The sequence below is a fragment of the Alicyclobacillus shizuokensis NBRC 103103 genome (assembly GCF_001552255.1).
In the GTDB taxonomy this organism is placed as follows: Bacteria; Bacillota; Bacilli; order Alicyclobacillales; family Alicyclobacillaceae; genus Alicyclobacillus_G; species Alicyclobacillus_G shizuokensis.
The window spans coordinates 1-7,028 of the sequence record NZ_BCQV01000074.1; the positions used below are offsets into that span (position 1 = coordinate 1).

The following is a 7,028-nucleotide window of genomic DNA, read 5'->3' on the forward strand; positions in this document are numbered from 1 at the left end:
TTAGTGTCTACAGGCAGTATAGTAAACTAAAAAGACCCATAAAGAGTATTTCAAAGGAGTTCGTCTGTTGAATATGAAAATGATGATTCCGCACCGGTCTACTAGATTGAATCCTTGGTGGTGCCTATGGTAGTCGTCGCGACAGCCTAACTGGGATTTGTTTATGATGCCGGCTCGCCTCATTTCAGTAGGCAGCACAGCGATCGCGGAAAGCAAACATGTTACAGTTACAGTAATAGAAAGGAACACTTTACATATTCAGTATTGCATAGGAGGCATTTTGGTGAGAAAAACAATCCTGGTTCTATCAACAATCACTGCATTGTCTACCGGTTCTATCTTTGTTCCCTCGACGATGGCTATGGCCTCCACGTCCACATCTATCGCGTACCCGGGACACTTGATTCAGACTGGGTCTAGGGGAACCTATGTCAAGGAAATCCAAGAGCGACTGAACAAGCTCGGCTATTCAGCGGGTACTGCTGACGGGATTTTCGGTCCAAAAACGTTGAGTGCAGTGAAAACCTTTCAACGGGCACATCACCTCGCCATCGATGGGATCGTAGGTCCGCAAACCTGGGATGCGTTGTTTAGCTCGACTGGAGCCTCCTTTTCTACGCATCCTGCAAACTCTACGAAGAGTACCGTCAAACTCTCATGGGAGCAACAAAATTCGATTGTGTTCGACAGCGCTTTTAAGGATTACCTGGAAGACCGCCACGACACCGTTTCTGTAGCTGTCTATGATGCGAATACAGGGCAAACGTACACGTACAATCCGAATTCGACCTATTGCACGGCCAGCATCGTGAAAGTTGCCCTGATGACCGTTTTATTGTACAAAGACCAGATCGCACATCGTGGAGTGACAGCCGCCCAGAAAAAACTGTTAACCCCCATGATCGAAGAGAGCGACAACAGCATGGCATCAAAACTTTGGAATCAATTAGGGCGTGGGAAAGGGATAACCCCTTACCTTCGCAAATTCGGAATGAACCACACGACAATGCGAAACGACAGTTATTGGGGCCTAACTGAGACAAACGTGCTGGATCAGGTAACGCTTCTGAAACTGCTGGCATATCCCAACTCGATCATCGACAACACGAACCGACAGTATGCTCTGGGATTGATGGAACATGTCGTGAGCGGGCAGCGCTGGGGAGTGTCGGAGGGCGTCCCTTCGGGAACGACCATTGCGTTGAACAACGGTTGGTCTCCGTATGTTGCTGGGAATTGGCGCATTAACAGCATCGGCTACATTCATGGACATGGTCACAACTACGTGATTGCCGTTCTCACCTTCCACAACGCCAGCGAGGACTACGGAATCGACACAGTGGAGGGAATCTCAAGAATCCTGTGGAACACAATTGGAGAGGTGGATGAAGAGGTTGGTCACGAGACTAATTGAAACCCAGCAGATACTGTAAGAAATTAAATCATGCGGCCTGTTCTGTGAGCCCACAGTTTTAGCTGTGTGGCTCATGACTTAGATGTACAGATTTTGGTTCAAATGATATTATTTGTAGTTTGCATTAGGATGGATTCCGTTTGTTGGTATGTTTATCGGGTGGATACTCGGTGCACTCGGCATCATTTTTGGGGGTATCGGTCTTGCCACATCGAAAAACGGGGTCGGTCGAGTCGCGGTCATCGCGGGATTGGCTATCTCGATGTCATATTAAAATCCATTCCGGGCTTGAACTTGCTTTAAGTAGACCGCAAGTCCCATCAAAGTACATAAATCAATAAGTGAAGCTAATCGTGACACTTTGCGGCAATGGCTCGAGAATATGAAGTCACCGTATACTGGTGTATTTATGGGAGAGTGACGAGGAACAAGGCCTGGGCCATGTGGGACCACGTCCGGGACACGACCAGGCCCTGTCGGCCTCCTGTCCATTCACCGACCGGCCGTTGCCCGCAAATACTTACCCGTAATCGAATGTTCGGTGTCGACGATTTGCCCGGGCGTGCCTTCGAAGATCACTTGCCCGCCCCGGGTGCCGCCGTCCGGTCCCATTTCGATAATCCAGTCGGCGTTGCGGATCACGTCCAAATTGTGTTCGATCACAATGACGGTGTTGCCGGCATCGACCAACCGGTTCATGATCGCCAGCAGATGGCCGATATCGGACATGTGCAAGCCGTTCGTCGGTTCGTCCATCACGTAGATGCTGCCTTTTTTGTGCAGCTCGCTGGCCAGTTTGATGCGCTGGCATTCGCCGCCCGATAGCGTGCTGAGCGGCTGGCCGAGGGTCAAATAATCGAGCCCCACATCGCTCAATGCCTGAAGTTTGCGGATCACGTCCTTGTTTTCGAAGAAGGCGAGCGCCTGCTCGACGGTCATCGCCAGCACGTCGGCGATCGATTTGCCGTTGAGCTTGTATGCCAGCACTTCTTCCTTGAACCGTTTGCCCTCGCAAACTTCGCAAGGAAGCTTGACGCTGTCCAGGAACGCCAGATCGGTATAAGTGACGCCGAGACCCTGGCAATTTTCGCAGGCGCCTTTGGAGTTGAAGCTGAACAGCCCCGGGCTCACCTTGTTCGCCGCCGCGAACGCCTTGCGCACGTCGTCCATAATGCCGGTGTACGTGGCCGGATTCGAACGCGTCGAGACGCCGACGGCCGATTGATCGATCGCAATCGCCTCAGGATGTTGGCGCAGGAACACCTCGATCAAAGTGCTCTTGCCCGAGCCGGAGACGCCTGTCACCACCGTCAGTACACCCGCGGGAATGTCGACGCTGATATTGCGCAAATTGTGCAGATTGGCGTCCACGATGGACAATTTGCCGGACGGTTGGCGATATATCTCCTTGAACGGGAGCGGCTTCTTCAAATGGTTGCCTGTAAGTGTATCGGCCTCGAGCAAGCCCTCATAACTGCCTTCGTAGACGATTGTGCCGCCGCGGCTGCCGGCAAGTGGGCCGACATCGACGATATGATCCGCCACTTGAATGACGTCCGGGTCGTGTTCGACGACGATGACGGTATTCCCCTTGTCGCGCAGCTTGCGCAATAATTCGTTGAGCCGGTGCACGTCGCGGGGATGCAGCCCGACACTCGGTTCGTCAAAAATGTAGGTTACATCCACCAGACTGCCGCTCAGGTGCTTCACCATCTTGACGCGTTGCGACTCGCCGCCGGACAATGTATCAGTCTCACGGTCCAACGTCAAGTAGTCAAGTCCGATATCCACCAGATGCTGCAGCCGCTCCGTCAGCGACTTCACGACCGGCGCGGCGACAGGATCGTCAATTTCCCGAATGACACGGATGAGCTGTCCGACCTCCATGGAGGACATCTCCGCAATGTTGAGTCCATTGATCCTGCAGCTGAGCGCGGCCTGATTGAGTCTCGCGCCGCGGCAGCTGGGGCAGGGACCCTCGGAGATGTACGGCGCAACAGCTCGTTGTGTGCGCTCGGACAGCGTCTTCAGATCCCGCTTGATGTACTTGTTGATGAACTTCTCGATGATGCCTTCCACTGTAATATTTACTGCCTTCCCGGCGAACTGCATCTTCACTTTCCTCGCCTTGCCGTACAGCAGTTGCTCCAGCTCCTCATCCGAATAATCGCTCAGCTTCTTGTCGGGATCGAAGAACCCCGACTGCACGATATACGTCCAATCCATGCTGTTCACCTTATAGTCCGGCAGCATGATTGCCCCTTCATTCAACGACTTTGACTTGTCCAGCGCCTTGTCGAGGTCGACGCCGAGCCTGCGGCCAATGCCGTTGCATTCCGGGCACATCCCGTTCGGATCGTTGAAGGAAAAGAAATTGGGCGGTCCGACATGCGGTTCTCCCAAACGGGAAAACAGCAGGCGGAGCAACGGGGAAATATCGGTAATGGTGCCTACCGTTGAGTGCGATCCACCGCCCAGACGTTTCTGGTCGACGACAACCGCCATGCTCAAATTTTCGATTGCGTCTGCATCCGGTTGCGGAATACGCGGCAGAAAGCGGCGGACGAACATACTGAAGTTTTCGTTCAGCAGACGCTGGGATTCGGCGGCGATGGTATCGAACACGATCGACGATTTTCCGGAACCGGATACACCGGTAAAAATGGTGATTTTGCGCTTGGGAATGCGCAAGGATAGGTTCTTAAGATTGTTCTCCCTGGCCCCGCGAATTTCGATAAACTCTTGATAAGGTTGGTTCATGGTACCTTCCTCCGTTCAACGAAAGCTGAATTCTTCATAGAGGTAGTACCAGCGAAGCTGTTACCACCCGTAATGGAATATAGTGGTATTTCCAGTCCCGAAATCAGATACAGCCGACATACGCGTAAATACAGATCACTCAACTTTTTAAGCTCGCCGCACCATTTACCCCAGCCATACTTAGCGCCTTCGAGTCCTGCATATGTGACTCCCTTACATAACGAAAACGCCGCACAAAACGGCGTTTTCTGTCTGATAATAGACCATTCTGTCGACTGAAACGGCCTCGGCCAGTTAGGATTAAAGGGAGTCCGGATCGTATTGCCTACCCCGTCAGAAAAGAGATTGACCTACATGTAGAAAATTCGTGTTACAGCTCTGCTAACACGTTTTCGAGCTGTTTAGCCATGCTCTGCCAACCATATGTCGCTCCACTTAATGCTTGCTCCGAACTGATATCGGTTTGATCGAGATGCACATGAGTAGTTCCATCCTCATCCTGTTTCAACGTCCAAGTAACCGTATTGCTTTCCCCAGCGCTTACCCATGTGTACGATAACCGATGAGGCTCGTCCACTTCGAGGACTTCACCCTCTATAATGCCGTTCCACCCTCCTGTCGGCTCCATCCGAAACTGAAATTTATGTCCAACGACCGGTTTAAAATCATTCTCCCTGAACATCATCCATTTCGAAAGAGTATTCGAATCCGTTAAAGCGAACCACACCTTCTCGATTGGACTCTTAAAGCGAAAATCCAGTGAAAGGGATTTCATTTTTTGTTCCTCCTGTAGTAAATGATTTAAAACGATCATTCTTTCTTTCCAGAATTTCTCATAATAAGATACCCAATCTTGAATTTGCCTTAACGGAGCAGCATTCAGCCGATACAGCGTTTCCCTGCCGACTCTTCGCTCGGTTACGAGACCGGCATCTTTGAGGACAGCCAAATGCTTGGAAACCGCTGTACGACCCATTTGAAAGTGAACCGTTAACGCATGGAGAGGCAATTCTTCTGCATCTGCCAAGAGACGAAGCAATTTGCGCCGAGTTGGATCGGCAATGGCGTGATAAACATCCCGCATGTGACTTTTATCTGTCAACATCACCCTCTCCAAAACCACAATTTCCAAAACGGCACTGATCAGTGTCTTATTTTAAGACACTAATCGGTGTCCTGTCAATCGTTAGGTATTTGTTAATATCTTCCTGTATGACTACCTTGATTCGGAGGAGCTGCGCAACGGGTATCAGGACGACACACCTTGTGTGTGAAGAACATCAGGAACACTTTTTCGTTCTTCCGGCACATCACCCGGAGATGCAATGAGAACATGGCAATATTAAGCTGAACAGACCTTTCAGGAGAAAGTAAGCGGCACGTCGTGAGCGCCCACAACTTGATGAAAATGCTCGAATACGTGCGTCCTGGGGATACAGTTGTCATGTGGAATTGGCGCTCACCGCATTTCCTACATTAACATCATCCCTATCAGGTTCTGAACTTCACCCACCCCACCTTCAGAAGCCGAATCCTGTGGCCCTCAATGCGGATGGTCGCCTTGTAGCCCTCTCTGCCATCGCGTTCACGGTTACCGTTTGCGAAGCGGAATACACCGTCTTGGTTTTATTGGGGTAAAACCGCTAATGCTCAGTGTTCCAGATCCACTTGATCTAGTCGATGGATAGGCCGTCATCGGAACAACACCGATGGCCCCGACCGAGAAAACGCTCAGGGTGGAAAGTGCTAACATCGTCCTTTTCATGAAGATTTCTCCTCATGGATTGTCTACAGGCAGTATAGCAAATTGATGCTCTCTACACGTCTAAAGAACAGAGGCAATCGGCGCAAATTTGATGCGACTTTTCACGACTCACGTCCGCATTGACGTATATTCTCGCTGTGTTACACTAAACATGAAAAGAGAGCCGAAGGCTGCATCCTTCGACTCCCGGGCACCAACGCCTTGGGCATTGTCCCTGCCCAACAGACTTGAACGTTAGGCAAGTAACCGCCCCAGAGGCGCTCAACCAATGGGGGCGGTTACTTGCGTTTTATGGCAAGAACCACTGCCACGACGAGCGACAAAAGTGCCACGATGAAAGATCCGAATTGGATCATCAACGACAGCGCAGTAGCTACGCTCATGGCCCCACCCCCTTCCCGAAAAGCCGGGCAGGGAGTGACCCCCAAGGTTTCGGTGCTTAGATATAGTCTATCAGATTTATCTCTTTAGATGAGGAGACTAGAAACTACGGAATCGACACAGTGGGGGAAATCTCGCGTATCCTGTGGAGCACAATTGGAGATGTGGATAAAAAGGTCGAGAGCGGGAGAAATTGAACAGATTAGAAGCCGGCTGGAGTTGTACCTCCAACCGGCTTTTTCCCTATTTTTGAAAGTGTTCTTGAAGAAACAAACCCCTGACCTCCGGCGGAATAGGCTGATTGCGCACTTTCTCCCTTCACGTACGACATCTTCGAGCTTAACCACAAACCTTTTGCCTGAGTGCTTGGCCAACACCGTGCGTCGTCGTAGGTTCTCTGCCACTTGGCTAACATCGGCCGCGCTTGCACCCTCGAACAACAAGGATAACACAGGCAGAGCAGACTTAACTTCCGGAGACAACTTTACACCTTGTTTTTCAGTCCAGCGCCAGAACATAATGCGAATGTCCTCCTGGCTCGGGTTGGGAACATGGATCTTCGTTCCCAAGCGCCCAGGGCGAACAAGTGCCTCATCGAGATCTTCCAAGCGATTGGTGGCCGCAATGACGAAGACCCGATCCCGCGGCTCGAACCCGTCCATCGCCGCCAGTAGTTGATTCAGCTGGCTGCCGTGGTACGGATTCATG

Annotated in this window: 5 protein-coding genes and 1 pseudogene; 1 reads left to right on the top strand and 5 read right to left on the bottom strand. The window is 51.3% G+C overall.

The genetic code is table 11. From position 1 onward, the window contains the following. Positions 1 to 283 precede the first annotated feature (283 nt). Positions 284 to 1,414: a peptidoglycan-binding protein gene (locus ASH01S_RS16815; protein WP_067929600.1), complete on the top strand. Its 1,131-nt coding sequence runs from the start codon at positions 284 to 286 to the stop codon at positions 1,412 to 1,414. 492 nt (positions 1,415 to 1,906) lie between these two features. Here the strand turns inward: ASH01S_RS16815 and ASH01S_RS16820 are convergent, their stop codons facing one another. The 5 genes and pseudogenes from ASH01S_RS16820 to ASH01S_RS19560 form a co-directional block, all read right to left on the bottom strand. Then, positions 1,907 to 4,174, bottom strand: coding sequence for an ATP-binding cassette domain-containing protein (locus tag ASH01S_RS16820; protein ID WP_067929601.1), 2,268 nt, complete (start codon positions 4,172 to 4,174; stop codon positions 1,907 to 1,909). 370 nt (positions 4,175 to 4,544) lie between these two features. Beyond that, positions 4,545 to 4,949, bottom strand: a complete 405-nt coding sequence (locus tag ASH01S_RS19370) for an SRPBCC family protein (protein ID WP_067929603.1) — start codon at positions 4,947 to 4,949, stop codon at positions 4,545 to 4,547. 93 nt (positions 4,950 to 5,042) lie between these two features. Beyond that, positions 5,043 to 5,279, bottom strand: a pseudogene (locus tag ASH01S_RS19375) (ArsR/SmtB family transcription factor); the annotation flags it as partial. A 938-nt stretch (positions 5,280 to 6,217) separates the two neighbouring features. Then, the gene (locus ASH01S_RS18140; RefSeq protein ID WP_155836526.1) at positions 6,218 to 6,322 is read right to left on the bottom strand and encodes a putative holin-like toxin; all 105 of its coding nucleotides are present in this window, start codon (positions 6,320 to 6,322) and stop codon (positions 6,218 to 6,220) included. Between the two features lie 84 nt (positions 6,323 to 6,406). Then, positions 6,407 to 7,028: AAA family ATPase (locus tag ASH01S_RS19560; protein WP_067929602.1), on the bottom strand; the 622-nt coding region annotated here is incomplete at its 5' end.

Excerpts from the sequence above, each read along its gene's own strand:
- ASH01S_RS18140 (WP_155836526.1), bottom strand. The coding sequence starts at position 6,322 with ATGAGCGTAGCTACTGCGCTGTCGTTGATGATCCAATTCGGATCTTTC.
- ASH01S_RS19370 (WP_067929603.1), bottom strand. The coding sequence starts at position 4,949 with ATGAAATCCCTTTCACTGGATTTTCGCTTTAAGAGTCCAATCGAGAAG.
- ASH01S_RS16820 (WP_067929601.1), bottom strand. The coding sequence starts at position 4,174 with ATGAACCAACCTTATCAAGAGTTTATCGAAATTCGCGGGGCCAGGGAG.